Source organism: Saccharothrix coeruleofusca (genome assembly GCF_017876325.1).
In the GTDB taxonomy this organism is placed as follows: Bacteria; Actinomycetota; Actinomycetes; order Mycobacteriales; family Pseudonocardiaceae; genus Actinosynnema; species Actinosynnema coeruleofuscum.
Genome location: NZ_JAGINV010000001.1, coordinates 3,790,392 through 3,811,741, shown reverse-complemented (window position 1 = coordinate 3,811,741; position 21,350 = coordinate 3,790,392). Strand labels below are relative to the sequence as shown.

Sequence of the window (21,350 nt, the reverse complement as noted above, 5' to 3'; positions counted from 1 at the left end):
TCGCAACACGTCACGCGCTGAAAATCGCGTCCTCGGGCGAACTGCGTAAGTGCGTCCCGAGTCCGGCCCGGTCTTACCGAGCCGGGCAATGCGACTCGGGCGTTCCCGATCCACCCAACGGCGCCGGTGTACCGGCGCTGCGGTGAGGCGGGTGAACTCGGGGCAGGAAGAGGGCCATGAGCAGGCCGACCGCCATCGCGCCCGCCGCGATCAGGAAGGAGAGGCGGAAGCCGTGCATGGTCGGCATCGCGACGCCGTGCACGTCGTTGGCGGTGTCGGTGAGGACCACGCCGATGACGGCGCTGGAGACCGCCGCGCCGATCGAGCGCATCAGGGTGTTGAGCCCGTTGGCCGCGCCCGTCTCCGAGGCGGGGACCGCGCCGACGATCAGGGCGGGCAACGAGGAGTAGGCCAGTCCGATGCCCGCGCCCAGGACCACCACGGTGACGAGGCTCTGCCACGGCGCGCTCATCAGGCCGAGACCGGCGCCGTAACCGATCGCGATGATCGCCATGCCGAGGATCAGCGTGCCCTTGGCGCCGTACTTCGCGGCCAGTCGGGAGTGGACGGGGGCCGTGGACATCATCACCAGGCCGAGCGGCGCCATGAGCAGACCCGCGACCACCATCGACTGGCCGAGGCCGTAGCCGGTGGCCCTGGGCAGCTGGAGCAACTGGGGCAGGACGAGCGAGACGACGAGGAACGAGGAGCCGACCACGAGCGAGGTCAGGTTGGTGAGCAGCACGGCGGGGCGGACCGCGGTGCGCAGGTCCACCAGCGGTGCCTCCGACCGCAGCTCCACCACGGCCCACAGGACGAGCACGACGGCCGCCGCGGCGAACAGCCCCAGGGTCGTGCCGGAGGTCCAGCCCCAATCACCGGCCCTGGTGACCGGCAGCAGGAAGAGGACCAGACCGGCGGACAGCCCGACCGCGCCGAGGACGTCGAAGGTGCCCTGCGCGCGGATCGGCGACTCGGGGACGACGAAGACGGTGACGGCGACGCAGAGGACACCGAGGCAGGCGTTGCCGTAGAAGAGGACGTGCCAATCGGCGTGCTGGGCGACCAGGGCCGCGACGGGCAGGGCGAGACTGCCGCCGACCCCCATGGAGGAGCTCATCAGCGCCATGGCCGAGCCGAGCCGCTCGCGGGGGAGCACGTCGCGCATCAGAGCGATGCCGAGGGGGATCGCGCCCATCCCCAAGCCCTGGAGGGCCCGGCCCGCGATCATCGCGGTCAGGTCGCTGGTGAGGGCGCTGACGAGCGCGCCCACGACCATCGCGGTGAGGCTGACGAGCAGCATGCGGCGCTTCCCGCGAAGGTCGCCGAGCCTGCCGATGACCGGTGTGGCGACCGCACCGGAGAGCAGGGTCGCGGTGATGACCCAGGTCGTGTTGCCCGGCTCGGTGCCCAGCAACCGCGGCAGGTCCTTGAGCACCGGGACGAGCATGGTCTGCGTCACCGCGACCACGATGCCCGTGAAGGAGAGAACCGGGACGAGTGCCCGACTCGCCCTGGTCGCGGGCTGATCGGTCGACGTGAGTGTCATGACGGAGGGCTCGCTCAGGGGTTGACGCTCTTGGCTGCCGCCCACGGGCCCAGGACGAACCCGTCACCCGCCTGCCGGACTTCCACCGCACCCGCACCGCCGAAGTGCGCGGGGACGAGCAGCTCGCGTTCGTCAGCCGCGCGCTGCAGAATCCGGCGACGGCTGGCCACCGCCTGTTCCGGGTCCAGGCAGGCGTTGCTGTTGCAGCAGGGGCGCAGGAGCTGGACCGGGCTGTGCACCAGATCCCCGACGAAGACGGCCCGGTCGCTTTTGGACGCGAGCCGCAGCACGGAGGAACCGGGGGTGTGGCCGGGCGCGGACTCCAGCGTGAGGTGTTCGTCGATGCGGTGCAGACCGTCCCACAGCACGGCCTGCCCGGCCCGGTGGACGGGCGCGACGCTGTCTTCGTAGATCATGCGGTCGACCACTTGCAGACCGTTCCCGTACCCGTTGTCGGGACCGTAGTGGAAGTCGTCCGCCGCAGGGATGAGGTATTGGGCGTTGGGAAACGTCGGCACCCATTCCCCTTCCGCGTCAACGGTGTTCCAGCCGACGTGATCGACGTGGAGGTGGGTGTTGACGACGACGTCGACATCCTGCGGGCGGATCCCTGCCCTGGCCAGGAGACCGAGGAAATCACCCTGGCAGCGGTGGAACGGCGGCATGCCGGGCCGCTCCCGCCCGTTCCCCGCTCCTGTGTCGACCACGACGGTCCGCCCACCGCTGCGCAGCACCCACGTCTGCAGCGCGAGCACCGCCCACCCGCTGTCCGGGTCCCAGTGGTCCGGCGCCAGCCAGTCCTGGTTGTCCTGCCACACCTCGGCGGTCGCCTCCGGCACGATGCCGGAAGCGGGCGCGAACGGTTTCTGCCACTCCACGAGCCGGACGACCTCGACATCCCCCAGCACCATCATTTGCACGCGCTCGTCCTCAGTCGTCACGTGTTCGACCTTAAGAAAGGTCAAGTGACCCTCACAATGCGCGTTCTGCTCATCCGGATAAGCGTTCGTCTCACGCCTCATACGTGGGGATATCCTGCGCGAGTGGATGTGGTGAGCGACGCGATCTCCGCTGTGCACCTCGGGTACCCCTCGTCCCACCGGGTGCGGACGAGGGGAAATTGGTGCGCGCGGCTCGACCCGTACGACGGCGCGGGTTTCTACGTCGTCCTGAAGGGCAGTTGCTGGCTGCTGCCCGACGGGTGCGCCCCGGTGCACCTGGGCGTGGGTGACGCGGTCCTGCTGCCCCACGGCGCCGGCCACGTGATCGCTGATTCCCCGATCGACGCGACGATCGCCGGGCAGAAGGCGGTGCCGTTCGAGCAGTGGGTGGCGGGGACGGGATCGCGGGATCAACCCGAGCCCGGCACGACGGAGATGGTCTGCGGCAAGTACCGGCTCGACTGCAGCCGCCTGCACCCGCTCATGACGGAGCTGCCCGAAGTCGTCCACCTGCCCAACCGGGTGGGCAGCCACCTCGAACTCCGCGCCGCGATCGACCTGCTCGCCGGTGAGCTGGACGAGCAGCGGGCCGGCTCCTGCATCGCGCTGCCGAGCCTGCTCGACCTCCTCCTCGTCTACATCATCCGTTCCTGGATGACCGAGGACACCAGCGGAACGTGGCCACGGGCGCTGGGCGACCCGGTGACGGCCGCCGCCCTGCGGGCGCTGCACGCGAACCCGGCCGCCCCGTGGAGCAACGACCGCCTGGCCGCGGAGGCGGGCGTCTCCCGCCCCACCCTGGCCCGCCGGTTCACCACCCTGGTCGGTCGCCCGCCGATGGCCTACCTCACGTGGTGGCGGCTGATCCTCGCCGCCACCCAGCTCCGGAACACCTCGGACACCCTGGCCACCATCGCAGGCCGAGTCGGCTACAGCAGTCCGTACTCGCTCTCACACGCCTTCGAGAAGGAGTTCGGCGTAACACCGGGGCGGTATCGAGTCCAGGCCGTGGAACGGTCCGCCATGCGGTGACTTCCGGAAAGCGGACCCGGCCCCGCGTCGTGCCCGTGCAGCGACAGGCCAGGATGCCTTGCGCAGTCACAACAGCACGCTGCGTGGGACAGTCCCAAGACGGTTCCACGGAACAGCAGCGTTACCCGACGCGTGCGTGCATCGGGCGTATCGAGGGCAAGCCGTTCGTGGTCCACTTCGATCAGACGACCGATCAACCGGCCATCGCCTTCGCTCGAACTGCGGCCAAGTCGGCGCGATGCTCAACCTCGTGAAGGAGCGACAGTGGTCCGCCTGTACCCCCACCCACCGCACCTGACGGTCGCGGTGTACCCGCGTGGCACGGAGATCGAGTGTTTCGCGCAGGCGTGCGAGGCGGTGCGGCAGGTGGGATGTGAGCCCGAGGGCACTGTTTACCTGGTGCCCCGTGACGTCGCGTTCGTCTTCTCCTCCGACCTCGCCGACCGGTCGGAGACGGCGGGGGTCCGGCCGGAGCGGTTGGAGGGCCTGATCGCGGGTGGCGAGCGGGCATGGCGGGTGGCACAAGCGGGTTTTCGGCACCGTCAGCACGGTCTGGTCGTGGTCGAGTACCTGCACAACCCCCACGAGGACCGTCACCCGATCGCGGTCTCGATCTCCGCGGGCGCCTTGGGATGGCCCGAGCAGTTGCGCGGCAAGTCGCAGCGCCTGTCCGGGAGGAGGCTGGAGAAGTGGGCTGTCAAGCTGCTGCGGGCGATGGCGTCGCGGTGCGACCCCTGGTACGGGACCGTCGATGTGGAGTACTCGCTGCCCACGCCGAGCGCGCTGAAGGCGGGGAAAGCCTCGCTGTCGCCGCAGGTGTTCGTGTCCCGTCACGCCGGGACGACGGTGCTGGAGGCGTTCGACGAGGCGTTTGCCGAGACCGCGAGGACCGAATGGGATTCGGGCTGGTTCTACTCCGGATCGGCCCGCCCGACCAGGGCCAGCGCGTTGCTGGGGCGGGTCGCGACCTGAGCCCGCTGAACCTGGACGACGTCGACGCCCCGTGCTGACCGGTACGGCAGCGCTCCAGGGTGGTGACGATGCGGATGATGACGGGTAGCTCGCTCAGGCGGGCGCGGCGCGCTCCGCTGGAACTGGAGCGGACCAGGGCCGACTGGAACTGGAGCGGGCCAGGGCCGAGATCCGGCCGCACCGGCAGCTCGTCCGGGAATCGTGACATCGGACCTGCTGGAAAGCGCTGTCGAACTCGTCGCCGCACCGCTGCTGGAATCAGTGGGACGTCGTGGGCGGTCGCACCACCCCGCACGGTTTCGCCGACCACGGCACGGTGCCCTGGACCCGCCTGTTCCGGCAGGGCTGGCGCTCTCCGTCGAGGGGCACGGCTTGCGCAGCCTGATCGACCAGGCACTGCGCACCGCTGGTGTCGAGCCCGCGATCACGTGCCAGACCAACTCGATGCTCGTGCGGAAGAAGCTGGTCGCCACCACCGACGTGTGTAGCGTCCTCCCGGCCGCGAGCATCGCCGAGAACGTGGCGGCCGGACGAGTCACCGGTGCCCGTCTCACCGATCCCGAGGTCTCCCGCGACGTCCTGCTCGCCCTGCGGCGAGGAAGCCGAGTGCCGCCCGCCGTCGAAGTCGTGGCCGTCGAAGTGGTCCGGGCGATGCACCGGCAGTCGGAGCTGACGGAGCGCGGGGATCCCAAGTCCTCGTCCCGAGCGCTCATGGGCAGCAGGCACAGCACAACTGCCCTGCGTGGCATCGGTGCGGACGCCACGAACTGCCCGGATGGGCTTGTCGGCAGGCGCGGCTCCGCTGGGCGTCCGGAAAGCCGCGCCGCTATTCGATGTGACCGGTCGCCCCGGTTGACTTGCACCGATGCGCGGAATTCCGCCGCGGTAGGCCGGACGGGTGGCGCGGGGGCAACTCGAGGACGTCTCGCACGGCGTCATGGAGGATCGGCTGGCAGGTTCTCCGCCGAAGGGTGAATCATGGATCGATCGCTGTCCGACATCGAGCGCATGGTCGACGACTGGGAGCGCAACGCCGCCGAGAAGGCCGCTCGTTACCGGGCGATGAGCAGTGAAGTGCAGCAGGTGTCGGTCACTGGTTCGGCGGCGGACGGTGCGGTCGTGGTGACGGTCGGCGCGAACGGCATCCCCACCGGGGTCACGATGACGGCGAAGGTGCGGCAGATGGAGCCCGAGCGCATCGCCGCCGCCGTGATGGAGGCGATGCGGCAGGCGCAGTCGCGCTACCCCGAGCGCCTGGCGGAGATCATGTCGCACACGGTGGGGGAGGACTCCACGACTCGGCACCTGCTCGCCGAGGCCAGGGCGAACTTCCCCGGGCCCGAGAGCGCGCCGGGGACGGATCCGCGGCCCAGGCGCGCCCCCGATGATCCCGAGGACTTCAGCAACAACAGCTTCATGGACGGTGGTCGCTGATGGCAGCCGGGTACGAAGTCCTGGTCGATGAACTCGCAGCGCACTCCCGCAAGGTCGACGGGTTCGCCGAGCGGCTCCGCGCGGCGGTCGACGCGGCCCGCCAGGTGACCATGAACGACAGCGCCTACGGCGTGATCTGCCAACCGTTCGCGGCGATGCTCCAGCCGTTCGAGGAGACGGGGGTCACCGCCCTGTCCAAGGGGGTCGAGGCAATCGCCGACACGGCGGAGCGGATGCGCAGGACAGCCGAATCCTACGGGGCTCAGGAGAGCGCGGAGGCCGCTCGGTTCGGCGGTCCGTCATGACCGAGAACCCCTTGGTCGCTCAGCCGCAGTCCGACACAACGGCTGTCACCGGTGTGGGGATCCTCGAATCGGCTCAGGGGCTCGCGGGCGGATTGGCCAGCGGCGACTGGGTCGCGGGCGGGCTCGGTGGTGTCGGTGTCGGCCTCGAAGTGCTCAGCATGGTCGTGGATCCGATTGGCACGCTCGCCTCCTACGGCGTGTCCTGGCTGATCGAGCACGTCCAACCGCTGAAGGAGGCACTGGACTGGCTGGCGGGCGATCCACCGGTGATCCGCTCCTTCAGCGAGACGTGGGCGAACGTGGCCACCGAAGTCGCGAGCATCGCGCAGGACTACGCCAATGAGGCCAACAACGGCACGGCGGGCTGGATCGGGTCCGCAGCCGACGCCTACCGCTCGCACTCGGCGCAGGTCGCCGACGCGGTGGCGGGCGCGGGCGTGCTCGCGGAGGGCGTCTCCGCCGGCGTCATGATCATGGGCGAGGTCGTCGCGTTCGTCCGCGAGACGGTCCGCGACATCGTCGCCGAGCTGATCGGCAGGCTCATCGCGTGGGCGCTGGAGGCCGTGGCCACTCTAGGGCTGGCCACACCGGTGATCGTCGGCCAAGCGGTGAACGCGATCTCCCGCGTGGTCAGCAAGATCGGCGACCTCATCCGCAAGCTCGTCAAGACCATCGGCAACGTCGCGCCACGCATTCGCAAGGTCATCGACAAGCTCGATGAAATCATGGCCAAGCTGGCCAAGCTCATGCGCGGGGGTGACGCCCCGACGAGCCCGAGCGGCACGACGAGCCCGAGCGGCACGACCTCGCCGTCAGGCCACGGCGGACCGTCGGCGGCACCGCGTGGGACGGACGGGACCACGTCCTCGTCCGGCGCGGACGGCCCCTCCACCCATCAGTCGGGCGCGGAGGCGCCCACCACCCGCGGTCCCAACGGCGCCGACTCCGGCGGTGCCACCAGCCCGTCGGGCAGTCCGGGCGATGGCACGTCGGGCAGTCCCAACGGAAAACCAGACTCGTCCGGCACCGGCAATCCCAGGGGCGACAACCCACCGCCGCGTGACGGCGACGGCGGGGGGCAGCGCTCGGAGGGCAATGGCGGTTGCGACGGCAAGGGCGGCGACCCGGTTGACGTCGTGTCCGGCCAGATGATCACCTCGAAAGTCGACGTCGCGCTGCCCGGTCTCCTGCCGCTGGTGCTGCGCCGTGCCTACGCCTCGGACTACGGCGAGGGACGCCTGCACGGGCCTGGTTGGTCCTCCACGCTGGATCAGCGCCTCGAGGTGACCGACGACGGAATCCGGTACCTCGGCGACGACGCGCAGGTGTTGTCGTACCCGCGGTTGGCTGAGGGACCGGTGCTGCCGCGACACGGCGCGCGGTGGCCGCTCAGCCACGACACCGGAAGCGATACCTACCGCGTCGAGGACCCCGAATCGGGCTGGGTGCGGCACTTCGGACCGGGTGCCGACGGAAGTGGCACCCGGCTGATCACCGCGCTGACCGACCGCGACGGTCACGAGGTCGCCTACGTGCGGGACCCGGCGGGCCTGCCGCTGGCGGTCCGCCACTCCGGCGGCTACTACATCGCCGTCGACGTCGTGGAAGGGCCGAGAGGCCCGCGCGTCGCGGGGCTGCGGTTGATCGACCAGCAGGGACACGGTGTCGCCGTCGTGTCCTACCTCTACGACGAGCGCGGCAGGCTGACCGGCATCGTCAACTCCAGTGGCCTGCCGTACCGCTACGAGTACGACGAATCCGACCGCATCACCGCGTGGGTCGACCGCAACGGGTTCCGCTACGACTACGAGTACCGCGCGGATGGTCGGGTGGCGCGCGGGCACAGCGAGGGCGGCCATCTGGACGCCGAGTTCCACTACGACTTGCGGAAGCGGATCACCTCGGTCACCAACAGCCTCGGGCACGTCACGCACTACCACTACGACGTGCACAACCACCTCACCAAGGTGGTCGATCCGCTGGGCAACGAGGAGTCCACCGAGTACGACCGCTACCACCGCCTGCTGTCGCGCACCGACGCGCTGGGCAACACCACCCGGTACGTGCGCAACGACGAGGGCGACGTCGTTCGGGTGGAGCACGCCGACGGCACGGTCACGTCCATCGAGTACGACGAGCGCTGGCGGATGCCGACTCGCGTGGTCCAGCCCGGTGGTGTCCAGTGGCGGCACACCTACTCCGACACCGGCGCGGTCCTCACGACCACCGACCCGGTGGGAGCGGTGACGACCTCCGAGCTCGACGCGCGCGGCCACCTCATCGCGACCACCGCCCCGGACGGCACCCGCTCGACATTCACCAGCGACGCCACGGGCCGTCCCAGGTCGGCCACCACGCCGTTCGGCGCCACCACCCGCTACGACCTCGACGGGTTCGGCAGGCTCGTCACCACCACCGGACCCGACGGCGCCGTCACCCGCTACGGCTGGACCGTCGAGGGCAGGCTCGCCTGGCAGGTCTCCGCGGACGGCACCCGTCAGGACTTCTCCTACGACGCCGAGGGCAACCTGCTCGCCAGCCGTTCCGGCGACGGCGCCAGAACCACCTTCGAGGTGGGCCCGTTCACCTTGCCGGTGGCCCGCACGGGTGCGGACGGCACCCGGTACGCGTTCGTGTACGACACCGAGTTGCGACTGGTCAAGGTGATCAACCCACTGGGGCTGACCTGGGAATACGAGTACGATCCCGCAGGCAACCTGGTCCGGGAGAACGACTTCACCGGCCGCGAGGTGACCTACCGCTACGACGCCGCCGGGTGCCAGGTGGGCCGTGCCGAAGCTGGCGGGGCCGTGCTGGAGCTGGTGCGCGACGCGCGCGGCCGGATCCTCGTGCAGCGCGTCGCGGGGGAGCGGCCGGTCGAGTTCGAGTACACGCCTGCCGGTTATCTGCGGCGCGCGGGTGACGGCGTCACCGAGGTGGTCTACGAGCGGGACGCACTGGGCCGCCCCGTGCTCGAAGCGGTTGACGGGCGGGCGGTGCGCAACGAGTACGACCTGCTCGGCCGCCGCGTCCGCCGCACCACGCCCTCCGGTGCGCAGACCACGTGGCAGTACACACCGACGCAGCAGCCCGCGGCGCTGATCGGCACGGCGGGCGCGCTGCACTTCGACTACGACCTCGCGGGCCGGGAAGTCGCCCGCCGCCTCGGGGCGCGCGCCGCGCTGACCCAGACCTACGACGCGGCAGGCCGCTTGGCAGCGCAGAACGTGTGGGCGCATCCCTCACCGGACCCGACCACGCCCGACGTGCCCGCCCAGCACTACGTGCCGGTGCAGCAGCGGACCTATCGCTACCGGGCGGACGGCGTGGCCACGGCGATCGGCGACCGGCTGCGCGGCGACCGCCTGTACGAGCTCACACGGGCGGGCCGCGTCGCGGGTGTCACCGGGGCGACCTGGCGCGAGCAGTACACCTACGACGCGCTGGGCAACCTGGCCGCCGCACAACCCGCGACGCCGTCCGACTCGGCAGGCCCTCGCGTGCTCGACGGTCTGCTGCTGCGCGGTGCGGGACGCACCAGCTACGAGTACGACGACGCGGGCCGCCTGGTCCGCCAGACCCGGCGCACCCTGTCCGGTCAGCTGCGCGTGTGGACCTACCGGTGGAGCGGTCACCACCAGCTCGTCGGCGCCACCACACCGGACGGCGCCACCTGGCGGTACCTCTACGACCCGCTCGGCAGGCGCGTGGCCAAGCAGCGGTTGGACGAGCACGGCACGGTGCTGGACGAGACCACCTTCGCCTGGGACGGCGCGGAACTGGCCGAGCAGCGGCACACCCGCGCCGGTCTGGTGACCGCGACGTCGTGGGACTACCGCGGCGGCACCGGCGAACCTCTCGCCCAGACCAGCCGGTCCTGGCTCGCGAGCGCGCCGGACGAGGTGATCGACACCAAGTTCCACGCGATCGTGTCCGACCTGGTCGGCACACCCACCGAACTGGTCGGGCCGGATGGCAGGGTCTCCTGGTACCGCACGGAGAGCCTGTGGGGCGAAGAACTGGCGCTGCACTCGCGCGGCGGCACCGACTGCCCGCTGCGCTTCCCCGGCCAGTACCACGACCGCGAGACCGGCCTGCACTACAACTTCCACCGCTACTACGACCCCACGACCGCTCGCTATCTCAGCCCTGACCCGGTCGGACTGCGCCCCTCGGCCAACCACTACACCTACGTCGTCAACCCGCTCGTGGTCTGCGACCCGTTCGGCCTGGCAGGCCACCGGGGACCGGACGGCCGGTACGCCACCGATCCCAACGCGCCGCCGAGCAGCACGCACAACCGCAGCACCGAGTACCCGCACACCTACTGGGACTCCACGCACGACGCGATGGCCACCAACTGGACCCTGGAAGGACAGGCGCAGGGCGCGCGCCCTGTAGACGCCAGCGGCGTGCCCATTCCACGCGACCAGCTCACCTGGGTCGACGCCAACGGAAACACCATCCCGTTCGACCAGTTGACCTATGACCACAACCCGGCTGTCGTACAGCACTGGAACCAAGAGGGCTACGATCAGACCCGTGCCCAGCGCGAGGCGTGGTACAACCAGACCGACGACATGGAAGCCATGACCAGGAGTGAGAACTCCCGGCGCGGTGCCCAGCTGACCGAGCGCTACAGCGATACACCACCCGGCCCCAACTACTCCTGCACCTGACGCCCTCGGAGGACGGAACGTGGACCTGGCGGCGACCTTCGCGGCGATCCCTGGAGCTGTGCCGATCGACGGGGTGCCCGACGCCTGGTTCTGGACGCACGCGCCGAAGTTCGGCCACTCCGCGGTGCTCAGCCGCGACGGCAAGCACGCCTTCCAGTGCTACGCGCACAACTCCTACGACGAGGGCTTGGCACGTGCGGTCATCACGTTCACGCGGGAGCACGACGCCGAGTTGATCGCACCGCCGCAGCGCCCCCTGGTGGTCGTGGAAGGCTTCGAGCACCCCGGCTTCGGGTTCGACACGGTGGTCGCGGTCAGCCCCGACATACACAAGTACCAGTCGGACAAGCCCGAGGTGCACGAGGTGACCAGGGCGGTGTTCCCGGCCTATCGCTGCGAGTTCTCCGGTGCCGAGACCGAGGACGACGCGGCCTACCGCTACACGCGTGCGGCAGGAGCCCAACCGTCCAGGTGGGACCGTGAACCCAACCCGTACCTGAAGATGCGCCACCGCGCCGCATCCGGGCGGGAGATCCCCGAGCGCGGCTTCGCCAACCCGTCCAGGGTCGTCCACGAGTTCGCCGCTCTGCCCGAGCGGGAGGACGGCTTCGTCGAGTTCGAGAACTTCGAACGGCGGGTGTGGCGGGTGACGTTCCAGAACACCCACTACACCGCGATCGAGGAAGGTCCGGAGAACGCGGCAGCGGAGCGGATGGACTTCGACGACCTGGTCGAGTTCACCAAGCGAGTGCTCTACGGCCCGAACCGGACGTCGGGCGAGTCCGCGATCGACAAGAGCTGACCGCGCGCCCCGGTCACCGGGGCCGGTCGGCGCGCGGTACCGGAAGTGGCATTGGCGTTCCGGCTTGCGCTCCTACGATCGGGCGTTCCGGTCGTGGTGGTGCGAGTCGTGCCCTCCGGTGAGGGCGCCGGAGCGGGAAACTGAGCCACCACTGCGACGATCTCACGACACGCCGGCCCGACGAGCACTTCCGGGCCACGGACCACCTCCGATCGCTCACGGTCACTTTCCGACCAGGCACACGGGCGGCCTCGTCGCGGTCTCCGCCTCTTTCCGCTGCTGCCAGGCTCGCACGAGGGCATTCGGAGACGGCGGGGGTCCGGCCGGAGCGGTTGGAGGGCCTGATCGCGGGTGGCGAGCGGGCATGGCGGGTGGCACAAGCGGGTTTTCGGCACCGTCAGCACGGTCTGGTCGTGGTCGAGTACCTGCATAACCGCCACGAGGACCGTCACCCGATCGCGGTCTCGATCTCCGCGGGCGCCTTGGGGTGGCCCGAGCAGTTGCGCGACAGGTCGCAGCGCCTGTCCGGGAGGAGGCTGGAGAAGTGGGCTGTCAAGCTGCTGCGGGCGATGGCGTCGCGGTGCGACCCCTGGTACGGGACCGTCGATGTGGAGTACTCGCTGCCCACGCCGAGCGCGCTGAAGGTGGGGAAAGCCTCGCTGTCGCCGCAGGTGTTCGTGTCCCGTCACGCCGGGACGACGGTGCTGGAGGCGTTCGACGAGGCGTTTGCCGAGACCGCGAAGACCGAATGGGACTCAGGCCAGTTCTACTCCGGATCGACCCGCCCGACCAGGGCCAGCGCGTTGCTGGGGCGGGTCGCGACCTGAGCCCGCTGAACCTGGACGACGTCCATGTTCCCCGTGCTGATCGGCGCGGCACACCGGAGTACACGCGGGCGGTATCGGTCAGCCGTGCCCGGTAGCCGGTGGCTGGGGTCTTCCCGTTTTTGAGGGGTGGGGGATGGGGCGCTCGACGGCTTGCGGACCCGTTGATGCCGGTCTTCGCCTTGTCCCTGGGTGTGGTTGGTGGGGTCGGGACTTTGCAATGGGGCTGGATGGTTGGAGTGCCCTGGTAGCACAGGCCGCCGATGGTGGGGATGCCGACTATCAGGGTGTCGTCATCCGCCTTGGCGGAGGCCAGTCGGTCATGAGCACGCCCGGCCACGGGGCGGTCAAGCGCGGAGAGGGACCGCCCGGACCCACTTGCGCGGGGAAGACCAGTCGATCCACCGGGCGAGGCTCCACCATGGACCACCCCGCTCGCGCGGTAAGATACGCCTGCTGACCGGGCGGCGGCCGTCGAACAGAGACCATCCCCGCTCGCGCGGGGAAAACCGGGTCTCGGCGTCGGTCAGGGCCTTGGCCGCCGGACCATCCCCGCTCGTGCGGGAAAGACGCGCTGGAAAATCCGGACGCCAAGCTGTTCCAGCGCCCCCCGCTCGCGCGAGGAAGACGTGCCAGCGCTTCTCCACCGGCACGGCCTCGGGGGACCACCCCGCTCGCACGGGGAAGACAACCCTGAGGCACGTCCTCTGCCCCTGTTGACGAGTCAGCAGTCTTGTGAAGGCGAGGTGGCCAGGCCGGTCGGGACCGCAGCGCCGGAGAGGTAGCGCTCCAGCATCCGGCGTCGCTCGGCGAGCTGCTGCTCCTGCTGCGCCAACTGGTCGCGGACCTGCCGGGCACGGGCGACGAGCGCGGCGCAGTCGCCGGTGGGCTGCTTCGACCCGGCGCACGGGATGACCTCCCGGATGACCTCGGAGGGCAGGCCCGCGCGGTAGAGGTCCTGGATGAAGGCCACCTGGCGGATTGCCTGCTCGTCGTACTCGCGGTAGCCGTTGGTGCGCCGTTCGGAGAGCAGCAGACCTTGCTCCTCGTAGTACCGCAGCGCGCGGGTGCTGACCCCGGTGGCCTTGGCGAGCTCCCCGATCCGCATGACGCTACCTCCTGGCCGCACCGGACTTGACATTGACGTCAACGTGAAAGTTTAGCGTCGCTGTCATGAGCGCGAATGAGCAGGGCGAACAGCGGAACAACGATCGGCGCGTCGCGCTGGTCACCGGTGCGGGCACGGGCATCGGAGCCGCCCTCGCACAACGGCTGGCCGCACAGGGCATGGACCTGGTCGTGGTGGGGCGCAACGCCGCCCGCTTGGAGGACGTGGCGCAGCGACTGCACGCCGAGCACGGGGTCGACGTGCTGCCCGTGCCATTGGACCTGTCGGGACAGGATGCCCCCACTCACTTGGCCAAGCAGTTGGCGGAGGCGGGCATCGAGATCGACATCCTGATTAACAACGCGGGTGCCGCCAAGGTCGGGGCGGTCGCTGATACCGATCCGCAGACGATCCGCGCGCTGGTCGACCTCAACGCCGGCGCAGTGGCCGAAACGACCGCGCTGTTCCTGCCCGCCATGGTGGCTCGCGGCCGGGGCGCGATCGTGAACATCGCCAGCACCGCCGCGTACACGCCAGGGCCCTACAACGCCACGTATGCGGCGTCGAAGGCGTTCGTGGTCTCCTTCACCCGATCGCTCTGGCACGAGGTGCGGGGCACCGGAGTCAGGGTCGTGGCGGTCAGCCCCGGCTCGACCGCTACACCGATGAACCTCCGCCGCGTTCCCGGAACGCGGCAGCCCGAGCAGGTCGCGGACACCGTCATGGCTGCTCTGCGCAGCCGCGCCCCCGTGGTCGTCGACGGTCGGGTCAACGCCCTTCTGGCCTTCATGTTCGGCCGCGTCCTCCCGCCTAAGGCGGCAGCCCGGATCACCGGGGCGTTCTTCCGCAAGGCGGCCCGAGAGGGCGATTAGCAAACCGGAACGACGCATCCGCTGGATGGCGCGTTTCTCCCCGTTGGTCGTAGCTGCCTCGCGGCGCTGGCCATCCGGTAGGCGGTAATCAGCGCGGCGTCGCGGGACCACCCCCGCTCGCACGGGGAAGACAGCCGGGTGCCCGGCTGCAGGTTGGCCCAGCCCGGACCACCCCCGCTCGCGCGGGGAAGACGCGTCCGCCTCCGACCGCAGGAACGCACGGTACGGACCACTCCCGCTCGCGCGGGGAAGACGGACCGGTCGGGTGAGACGGCCGGCGGGGAGGTGGACCACCCCCGCTCGCGCGGGGAAGACGGCACTGGGTGGCCTCGCTGTTCCACGCGGGCAGGACCACCCCCGCTCGCGCGGGGAAGACACTTTCTGACCAGGCACTTTACACGGCGTTCCGCTGTTTTGGCATCGGTTTGTGCGGGCTGGCACTGAGTGGTCAGGACAGGGGGCCGGTCTGCGGGCACTCACCGGGGTACCTGCGGCGGCTGGCTCCAACTGCTCAGCGGACACGCTGATTTGACGGGCTCGGCTTGACCTGAAGTAGTTGATCAGTCGGCTATCCGGTGAGCGCGATCAGGTACTTGAGGGCGTGGCCGGACCCATATGTCGGTTCATCGCTGACCACGAGGGACGTCATCGGGAAGCGGAAAGCTTGATCGGACGGCAGGCGATGTCCAGCCTCGACAACAGCGCCACCGGGCGACGGCGAGATGCGTCGTGACGTGGGCGGCTGGGACTGTGGCCCGCGCGGTATCCGATCAAGCGGCGGTTGATCGGAGCAGGTGGACTTCGTGGGCGAGGTCGTTGACGTCGCTGTTGTGGCGGTGGTGCGCGGTTTCGGTGGCCAGGGGTGCCAGGTGGTGCAGCAGGCGGGTGGAGTTGACCGCGCGTACGGCGTCGAGTGCCTGGTGGCCGAGTTGGGTGCCGGTGTCGGGGTCGCCTGCGGCGAGGGTGCAGGTGGCCAGCCAGGTGAGGTTGAACGCACGTTGGCGGGCGTGGTCTGCGGGGGTGTGGTCGAGGGTTCGGCGCAGGCGGATGATGGCTTGGTCGCGGTGTGCGGGGTCGTGCAGGCCCAGGTGGCTGTGCACGCGGGCGGCGGCGGTTTCCAGGGCGGTGTGGTCGAAGAAGCGGGCGAAGGGGCGGTCCTGTTCGTCGGTGCCCGCGTGGGCGAATTCGTTCTCGGCGCGGCGCAGGGAGCTGATGGCGTGGTCGGGGTGGCCTTGGTGGGCGTAGGCGACGGCCTGGTTGGCGTGCAGGAAGGCCACGGCGAGGGGGGAGTGGGCGTCTTGGGCGGCGATCTGGCCGAGTTGGAAGTACTTCAGGGCTTCGTCGGGGTCGCCGTTGTCCAGCGGCACGCGGCCCAGGTAGTGCAGCACGATGGCGGTGTGGGCGGGGTCGCCGGCGGCGCGGGTGTGCTCGACGGCGCGGACCAGGTGGCTGTAGGCCTCGGTGGTCAGGCCCAGGTCGTGGGCGGTCCACCCGGCGAGGGTCCTGGCTTCGGCGACCGCGGCCAGCAGCTGCCTGCGGATGGGGTCGGTGCAGTCGGCGCCCAGTAACGACTCCGCCCAGCGGCTGTGGGCGAGGATGGCCTCGCGGCAGGAGCCGCCGCCGTGGGCGATGTCGTAGGCGCGCAGTCCTGCGGTCAGCGACCGCAGCTGGTCGACCTCGGCGGCGCCCAGGCGCGCCGGTACCGGTGTGGGTTGCGGGTCGGTGCTGATGAGGGTGATGTCGGCGCTGGTCAGCGCCGAGCCCACGACGAGTTTGCCGACGATGCCGAGCAGTTCACGACGACGCACGGGTCCGTCCTTCACGCTGTCCGAGCAGGGGGAGCAGGGCAGGGGAGCAGCCGTACCACCGGCGTAGGCCAAGCCCATGTAGCCGCGTGGAATGCCCAGGCCGTCGGCGATGCGCGCCAGCACCTGGTATGCCTGCACCTCGCGACCGCGGGTGATCGCGGAGACCTCGGACTGGTGCAGGTCGGTGCGTGCCGCGATCTGCCGCTGCGACACCCCCGACCTGCGCAACAGCGCGAACACCCGCCCGATGTCGTGCCGGGCCAGTGCTTCGCGCATCTGCGGGGTCTCCCACAGGCGCGGGTCGAGCGCCTGCTCGCGGGGCAGCACGTTCATGGGGCCTCCGCTCGTGGTCCGCCGATCACGGTAGCGACGCGGGTGTGGCCGTGCCGAGGTCTGATCGGTCAAACCGATCGGTTGCGCTGATCGGGGCTGCTGATCGGGGCGGTGAGCGGTGAACGGGAGCAGTGCGGCTTCTCGCCTGCCGGGGTCGACGTGGGGCAGGGTCGCGGCACCGCACCTGAGCTGGTGCTTCCCGGATGGGTGGAGCGGAGGTGGGCGAGATGGCCGCCCTGAGGACCGAGCGCACCGGGTTGACCGGGGGTGTTCCCAGTCCGCGCGCGGATGAGCCGCCGCGTGCCGGGACGGTGGGACGGTCGCTCCGGGTCGCCGTGATCCGGGCCGGTGTCCGCAGCGAGCGGAGCTGAGCGCGGTGGCGGGCCTGTGGCGCGATGCGGTCGCGCGGATGGTTGACGTGGACAGCCCGCTGGGGCGGGTGGGGGTGGCGGTTGACGAGTTGGCCGCCCACCTCCCGATGCCGGGCACTCAGACCCGCTGTCCGCTGTGCTCGACCATGACGTGGCCGTGCGCGAGCTTCCTCGATGCCGCCCGGCACCTGCACGACGGTGGTGTGCCCGTGGGATTGCTGGTGCCGTTGGACCTGCACCCGGTGCTGTGGCCGCCCACCGCTTCGGCGCCTGCCCCGGTCACCGCCGTGGGTGGATCGACCACCTCGACGCCTCCTGCCGTCCATCCCGCGCCCGTTCGGGAGTCCTGGGCGGGGTGACCTGTTCCGCTCGTTGAGCGCGATCGCGTCGTGGCCGGCCTGCTGCGGGGCTACCGGTGGAGGGTTGCTCGCGGAGGACTGGCGCGCTGGTCCCTGCTGTCCGTATGTCCACTTGCGACGGTTAGACGGCCGTTGCGGCGGATTTTCGGGCTGTGGGCGGAAAGTGGCTTCGTCGGAGTGGCTTGTCGGGGGTTCTCGCGTGCTCGCGAGGCTGATTGGGCAACCTGCTTGACAGATTGAGCAGCTAGGTTGACTATATAAGCAGCTTAGTTGCCTATCTGATCCTCGTGTGCCGTCGCAACACGATCGGCGACCATCCCAGGAGCACCTCATGGCCGAGACCACCGCGGTCCCCGACGTCGGCACCCTCATGCCGGACTTCTCCCTGATCAACCCGAGCGGCGTCCGGACGAACCTGCACGCCGTGCGTGCCAAAGCGACCACGGTCGTCTACTTCCTGAGGGCGAGCACGTGCCCGGCGTGTCTCAAGCACGCCCGTGCGCTGGCCGAACTCGCCGAGGCGGACGAGCTGGGCGGAGCCGAGGTCGTCCTCGTCGCGCCCGGAGACGTCGACGAGGCGCGCCGGCTCGCCGACCGCGTTGCGTCGTCGGCGGTTTCGGCATGGGCGTCGGGAACCGCCCACGGCACCGTGGGCATGGGCAGCTTCCTGGCCGTCCAGCACAGCGGGACCTTCCTCGTCTCGGACGACGGCACCATCCGCTACCGGCGCACGGCGACCCTGCCGACGCGCAGCTTCGACCGCGATGAACTCCTGGGCGCGCTCGCCCGTGTCCGCTGATGGACCAGTGGGAGAAGTTCAAAGGATGACTTCATGACCGAATTCCACGACCTCCTCGAGCGCAACCGCGAGTTCGCCTCGACCACGGATCTCCGACTCCTCGAGATGCCCGACCCCGCTCGCATGCCCGAGCGGATGCCCCTGGTGCTCACCTGCGTCGACCCCCGCGTCGAGCCCGCGGGCTTCCTGGGGCTGCGGACCGGGGACGCCGGGGTGCTGCGCAACGTCGGCGGCCGCGTCGACGACCGGATCGTCGAGGACATCGCCTACTTGGCGATGCGGCTCGGCGTCCGGCTCGACGTCGCTGTCATCCACCACACGCAGTGCGGGTCCGGTTTGCTCGCCGACCACCGGTTCCGCGGGGCTTTCGCCGAGCGCACGGGGGCCGACGAGGAGGTGCTGGCCGCGAGGGCGGTCACGGAGCCGTCGCGGACGGTCCGGCACGACGTGCGGCGGCTGCTCGCGAGCCCGCTCATCACCGGCGACGCCGTCGCCACGGTGTCCGGGCACGTCCTGAAGCTGGAGACCGGTCTGGTCGAGACGATCATCGCGGCAGCCGCTCCCGGTGAACCGGCCTCCGACTGATGCGGGAACGTGCCGCCGTGCCCGTGCTGCCAGGGCACCGGCGGCACGGCCGGTCAGAACACGCCGTACTTCGAGCGGCACTTCTGGGGCGTGCCGGACGCGCCGTCCTGGATGCAGGCCTCCAGCCGGTACGAGGTGCCGACCTCGATCCAGTCGACCACCAGGTACGGGTCGCTGCACTCCGCGTTGGACCCGTTGAAGTCCTGCGCGACAACGGCTTTCGTGTGGCCGGAGACCCACAGGAACGCCATGGCGCGCATCCCGTCCGGCTTCCCCTCGTCGCACGCGTACAGGTGCGCCCCGTCGGTGAAGCCGGCCACGCCGTAGCCGCCCTTCGCCGAACTGCCGCTGCTCACCACCGTGGACGCCGACGCGACCGGAGCCGCCAGCGCGGCGGCTGTGAACAGCGCGATCACCATGCCGATCGCGGTGGCGAATCGTCGTGCTGCCATCTGGACCCCTCTCCGTGGGCTGTCGCGGAACGGGGCCGATGGTGTCGCGCCGGTCTTGGGCGGGTCTTGGATTTTTCTTGGTTTCCCAGGTCGGCGAGATCCCGCCGCACGGCGTGAATCCCGGTGTCCGGTCTTCGAGGGCGACCTGCACCGCCAGGGGCGGCGCTCATCGCGGCTTCGGGTGCCTCAACCGCTCCGCCGGGTGGCGAGCCCGTCCAGCACGATGCCGAGGTGCCGCTCGAACCGCCGATCGCCGTCGTCGTGGAGCCGTCCGGCTTCCTTGACCAGTGACGCGCCCTCGCCCAGCCAGACCTCGCGGTGGGCGACCGAGTACCGCGTCGGATCGGTCTCGGCGGCTTGGCGCTGTTCCTGCTCCTCGATGACGAAGCCGACGACGAACGCGGTGACCACGTCGGCGGCGTCGGCGGCGTCGGCGAGCCGCCAGCCGGACGCGATCCAGCGCTCGAACCACGGTTCCTTCATGCGGACCACGTCCGGGTCGGTGATCCGCGTGCCGCTGAAGGTGCGGGCACCGTCGCGGTGCAGCAGGTATTCCGCGCGCAGGACGCGGGCGTAGGCGGCGAGGTCCTCGCGCCAGTCCGCGCCGGGTGGCATCGCGGCGAGGGCGCCCACGACCCGGCGCATGACCTCGGTGGCCATCTCGTCGAGCAGTTCCTGCTTGTTGCGCACGTGCCAGTACAGGGCGGGCGCGCGGACGTCGAGCCGGGTGGCCAGCGCGCGGACGGTGAGGGCGTCCATGCCCTTGTCGTCGAGCAGTTCGAGCGCCGCCGCCACGATCCGCTCCCTGGTGAGGCCCTTGGTCATGGTTGACACCTTAACGGTGTTCAGGCACCCTGGCCGTACCGCTTAACTTAGTTAAGGAGAGTCCGGTCGTCGTGACCGGAGGGGGAGCGATCATGCGGAAGAGGGCACTGGTGGTCGGGCTCGGCATCGCGGGGATGTCCGCGGCGATCGGGCTGCGCCGGGCGGGGTGGACGCCGGTGATCGTCGAGCGGGCGCCCGAGCGCCGAACGGGCGGCTACTTCATCGCGCTGTTCCCGGAGGGCAGGCGGGCCGCGGTCGACCTGGGGGTCGTCGACCACCTGCACACCCGCACCCCGGAGTGGAAGCCGGACGGGAGCACGTGGGCGTTGACCCGCAGGGGCAGGCGGAAACCGGCTCCGAGGTTCCTGGACCAGCCCGACGGGCCCGCGGCGGTGCTGCGCGGCGACATCGAGTCCGCGCTGTGGCGGAGCGTCGCGGGCGACGGCGTCGAGGTGCGCTTCGCCACCACCCCGGTCGCGATCACCGAGGGCGCTGCCGGGGTGGAGGTCCTGCTGGAGAGCGCCGACACCGGTGCGCGGTACCGGGAGAACTTCGACCTGGTCGTCGGCGCGGACGGGATGCGTTCGAGCGTGCGCCGGATCGCCTTCGGGCCGCACGAGGACTACCTGACGAAGTGGAACGCGATGATCTGCGCCTTCCAGTTGAAGGAGCAGGTGCCCTCCTTCGAGGCGAGCGACAGCGTCGTCGACGCGCGCTCCAAGCGCGCGGTGTGGGTGTTCGGGTTCGCCGATCACGCGCCCACAACGCTGCTGACCTACCGCACCAAGGACATCCAGGAGCAGTTCACCGGGTCACGGGTCCAGCGGCTGCGCTCGGTCTTCTCCGGGATGGACAGTCCCGTGGTGCGCCACGTCCTGGACTCCCTGGAGCAGACCGACGACTTCCTGTTCGACTCGGTGCACCAGGTCAGGATGCCGAAGTGGAGCGCGCGGCGGGTCGTGCTGGTGGGGGACGCGGCGTGGTGCATGAACCTCTACTCGGGCATGGGCGCCACGTCCTCGCTGCGCGGCGGCGCGGCGCTGGGCGCGGCGTTGCGGGAGCACCCCCACGACCTCACCGCCGCCCTGGACGCCTGGGAGGCGGGATTGCGCCCCTTCATCACCAAGCACCAGCGCGCCGCCCGGCTCAAGCAGCAGATGTTCGTCCCGTCCAGCCGCAGGGCCGAGGTGCTGCGCTCGGCCGCTCTCGACCTGCTCCGCAAGGTCCACGACCGCCGGATCACGGCGGACACCACCGCACCGCGGGCCCCGGTCTCGTCCGGCACGACGCGGTGACGACG

19 protein-coding genes and 1 CRISPR repeat array are annotated in these 21,350 nt (G+C 70.4%); of the genes, 13 read left to right on the top strand and 6 right to left on the bottom strand.

Going from position 1 to position 21,350, the window contains the following annotated elements; genetic code table 11:
• Window positions 1-73: 73 nt before the first annotated feature.
• A complete protein-coding gene (locus JOF41_RS17220; RefSeq protein WP_209620240.1) occupies window positions 74-1,549 on the bottom strand; it encodes an MFS transporter in 1,476 nt (491 codons plus the stop codon).
• A gap of 14 nt (window positions 1,550-1,563) precedes the next feature.
• Window positions 1,564-2,571, bottom strand: a complete 1,008-nt coding sequence (locus JOF41_RS17215; protein ID WP_244989608.1) for an MBL fold metallo-hydrolase — start codon at window positions 2,569-2,571, stop codon at window positions 1,564-1,566.
• A gap of 21 nt (window positions 2,572-2,592) precedes the next feature.
• Here JOF41_RS17215 and JOF41_RS17210 point away from each other — a divergent pair, with 21 nt between their 5' ends.
• From JOF41_RS17210 to JOF41_RS17175, 8 genes are all read left to right on the top strand, one after another.
• Window positions 2,593-3,522, top strand: coding sequence for an AraC family transcriptional regulator (locus JOF41_RS17210; RefSeq protein WP_209620236.1), 930 nt, complete (start codon window positions 2,593-2,595; stop codon window positions 3,520-3,522).
• A 399-nt stretch (window positions 3,523-3,921) separates the two neighbouring features.
• The gene (locus tag JOF41_RS17205; protein ID WP_209620233.1) at window positions 3,922-4,494 is read left to right on the top strand and encodes a hypothetical protein; all 573 of its coding nucleotides are present in this window, start codon (window positions 3,922-3,924) and stop codon (window positions 4,492-4,494) included.
• A 201-nt stretch (window positions 4,495-4,695) separates the two neighbouring features.
• Window positions 4,696-5,469: a LysR substrate-binding domain-containing protein gene (locus JOF41_RS17200; protein WP_209620230.1), complete on the top strand. Its 774-nt coding sequence runs from the start codon at window positions 4,696-4,698 to the stop codon at window positions 5,467-5,469.
• A gap of 3 nt (window positions 5,470-5,472) precedes the next feature.
• Window positions 5,473-5,928: a YbaB/EbfC family nucleoid-associated protein gene (locus tag JOF41_RS17195; protein ID WP_189227794.1), complete on the top strand. Its 456-nt coding sequence runs from the start codon at window positions 5,473-5,475 to the stop codon at window positions 5,926-5,928.
• On the top strand, window positions 5,928-6,233 hold the full coding sequence (locus JOF41_RS17190; protein ID WP_189227795.1) for a type VII secretion target: 306 nt from the start codon (window positions 5,928-5,930) through the stop codon (window positions 6,231-6,233). Before JOF41_RS17195 ends, JOF41_RS17190 begins: the two co-directional genes overlap by 1 nt.
• Before the next feature lie 158 nt (window positions 6,234-6,391).
• Window positions 6,392-10,912, top strand: coding sequence for an RHS repeat-associated core domain-containing protein (locus JOF41_RS17185; protein WP_244989606.1), 4,521 nt, complete (start codon window positions 6,392-6,394; stop codon window positions 10,910-10,912).
• 19 nt (window positions 10,913-10,931) lie between these two features.
• Window positions 10,932-11,714, top strand: coding sequence for a hypothetical protein (locus tag JOF41_RS17180; protein WP_209620224.1), 783 nt, complete (start codon window positions 10,932-10,934; stop codon window positions 11,712-11,714).
• Between the two features lie 413 nt (window positions 11,715-12,127).
• Window positions 12,128-12,541, top strand: a complete 414-nt coding sequence (locus JOF41_RS17175) for a hypothetical protein (protein WP_209620221.1) — start codon at window positions 12,128-12,130, stop codon at window positions 12,539-12,541.
• A gap of 721 nt (window positions 12,542-13,262) precedes the next feature.
• Here the strand turns inward: JOF41_RS17175 and JOF41_RS17170 are convergent.
• Window positions 13,263-13,646, bottom strand: a complete 384-nt coding sequence (locus JOF41_RS17170; protein ID WP_189225104.1) for a MerR family transcriptional regulator — start codon at window positions 13,644-13,646, stop codon at window positions 13,263-13,265.
• A gap of 65 nt (window positions 13,647-13,711) precedes the next feature.
• On the opposite strand from JOF41_RS17170, the gene JOF41_RS17165 reads away from it, so the two are divergent.
• The gene (locus JOF41_RS17165) at window positions 13,712-14,518 is read left to right on the top strand and encodes an SDR family NAD(P)-dependent oxidoreductase (RefSeq protein WP_209620218.1); all 807 of its coding nucleotides are present in this window, start codon (window positions 13,712-13,714) and stop codon (window positions 14,516-14,518) included.
• A gap of 104 nt (window positions 14,519-14,622) precedes the next feature.
• Window positions 14,623-14,894: direct repeats of the CRISPR family, unit length 28 nt; unit sequence GGACCACCCCCGCTCGCGCGGGGAAGAC.
• 394 nt (window positions 14,895-15,288) lie between these two features.
• Here JOF41_RS17165 and JOF41_RS17160 read toward each other — a convergent pair.
• The gene (locus JOF41_RS17160) at window positions 15,289-16,659 is read right to left on the bottom strand and encodes a helix-turn-helix domain-containing protein (protein WP_209620215.1); all 1,371 of its coding nucleotides are present in this window, start codon (window positions 16,657-16,659) and stop codon (window positions 15,289-15,291) included.
• Between the two features lie 409 nt (window positions 16,660-17,068).
• Between JOF41_RS17160 and JOF41_RS17155 the strand changes: the two genes are divergently transcribed.
• The 3 genes from JOF41_RS17155 to JOF41_RS17145 all read left to right on the top strand — a co-directional run bounded on the left by JOF41_RS17155 (window position 17,069) and on the right by JOF41_RS17145 (window position 18,773).
• A complete protein-coding gene (locus tag JOF41_RS17155) occupies window positions 17,069-17,389 on the top strand; it encodes a hypothetical protein (protein WP_189225108.1) in 321 nt (106 codons plus the stop codon).
• A gap of 331 nt (window positions 17,390-17,720) precedes the next feature.
• Window positions 17,721-18,188 (top strand): peroxiredoxin family protein, encoded by a 468-nt coding sequence (locus tag JOF41_RS17150; RefSeq protein ID WP_209620212.1) that lies wholly within the window; start codon window positions 17,721-17,723, stop codon window positions 18,186-18,188.
• 33 nt (window positions 18,189-18,221) lie between these two features.
• Window positions 18,222-18,773, top strand: coding sequence for a carbonic anhydrase (locus tag JOF41_RS17145; protein ID WP_209620209.1), 552 nt, complete (start codon window positions 18,222-18,224; stop codon window positions 18,771-18,773).
• Between the two features lie 53 nt (window positions 18,774-18,826).
• Here the strand turns inward: JOF41_RS17145 and JOF41_RS17140 are convergent, their stop codons facing one another.
• On the bottom strand, window positions 18,827-19,225 hold the full coding sequence (locus JOF41_RS17140; protein ID WP_189225111.1) for a hypothetical protein: 399 nt from the start codon (window positions 19,223-19,225) through the stop codon (window positions 18,827-18,829).
• Window positions 19,226-19,411: 186 nt separating this feature from the next.
• Window positions 19,412-20,050, bottom strand: a complete 639-nt coding sequence (locus JOF41_RS17135; RefSeq protein ID WP_244989605.1) for a TetR/AcrR family transcriptional regulator C-terminal domain-containing protein — start codon at window positions 20,048-20,050, stop codon at window positions 19,412-19,414.
• A gap of 92 nt (window positions 20,051-20,142) precedes the next feature.
• Between JOF41_RS17135 and JOF41_RS17130 the strand changes: the two genes are divergently transcribed.
• Entirely contained in the window at window positions 20,143-21,345 is a 1,203-nt protein-coding gene (locus tag JOF41_RS17130) for an FAD-dependent monooxygenase (RefSeq protein WP_209620202.1), read from the top strand.
• Window positions 21,346-21,350 lie beyond the last annotated feature (5 nt).